This is a genomic window from Natrinema hispanicum, assembly GCF_900111485.1.
Classification (GTDB): domain Archaea; phylum Halobacteriota; class Halobacteria; order Halobacteriales; family Natrialbaceae; genus Natrinema; species Natrinema hispanicum_A.
On sequence record NZ_FOIC01000090.1, the window covers coordinates 1 to 1,153 of the forward strand.

Consider the following 1,153-nt stretch of genomic DNA (forward strand, 5'->3'; position numbering starts at 1 on the left):
TCAATCGAATCGGAGACGTCCTTCATCTTGACGTCGGCGTAGGCCTCGTGAGTAGTCTCGATCGAGTTGTGTCGTAACGCTTCCTGAGCCTTTTCGGACATCCCGCTGGTATAGAGGTCACGCCCGAGTGCCCGCCGAGCGCCATGCAGCGTCAGATAATCGTACTCGCCGTCCGGATCGATTCCAGCTTCGTCGGTGAGCCGTTTCAGCAGTCGGCGAACGCCCTCTTTCGAGATCGACGGCGGCGGCACCTCGTGCTCGCGGTGGAGGCGGTCAAGCACCTCGGTCTTCCCGGTGTCACCTCTATCCTCGAGCGCCCGAGAGACTGCCTTCTCGCCGAGTGCATCCTCGAGTGTGCGCTTTTTCGAGCCGTAGTGACCGGTCGGAAAGACGGGCCACGCCTCGGTCATCGGCTCTTGCACCCGGTACCATCGCTTGAGGACATCGTGGACACTCGCAGGAAACGGGGCCTGTTCGTACTCACGGGACTTGCCGTAGACTTCGATCAGCCGTTCGTCGAAATCGACGTCCTTCCACTGGAGGCCGTTTCGTTTATCGTCTTTCGGATCAGCGAACAACTCAGCACCACGCGCCCCCGTGCCATCGAGCATGACGACAATCGCCCGGTCACGGAAGGCTGTCTCCGCGTCAGTCCGGATGGTTCCCTCCAGAGCCATGTCCACGCGCTTGGTGGCGTACTCGAGCAACGTCTCGCGGTCCTCGGCGCTCCAGTACTGGCGTTTGCGTTTCCCGTCGTCCTCTGGCAGCGGATCCATCGCAGTGTTCGTATTTGCCGGGTTCGACTCGAGGTGTTGTTCTCGCACCGACCAGGAGAGAAAGGCCCGGACGTACGCGAAGTAGTTGTGAGCGGTTGAAGCCGCCAGGTCCTCATCGATTACGACGCGGTCGTAGAGGTGCTCGCTATAACTGCGGACATCGTGGGGTGTGAGCTCGTCGACGAACTCGAGATCACGCTCGTCTCGACAGTGGTCGGCGAACTCACGCAGTGGTGAGCGCATAGTCGTCTTCGAACCGTCGGCGTTGATCTTATAGCGCAGGCATGCGTCTTTAGCTAAGTGACGAACCGCCAGACAGCAGTGGCTTATCGAGGCATCTTTTCGAGAGGATTGAGGAGGGGACAAGTGTGTCCAAC

1 protein-coding gene is annotated in these 1,153 nt (G+C 59.9%); it reads right to left on the bottom strand.

All coding sequences use genetic code 11. The features are described from left to right. Window positions 1-1,019, bottom strand: a 1,019-nt coding sequence (locus BSG09_RS20055; protein ID WP_254799228.1) for a tyrosine-type recombinase/integrase, incomplete at its 3' end; no start/stop codon positions are given. Window positions 1,020-1,153 lie beyond the last annotated feature (134 nt).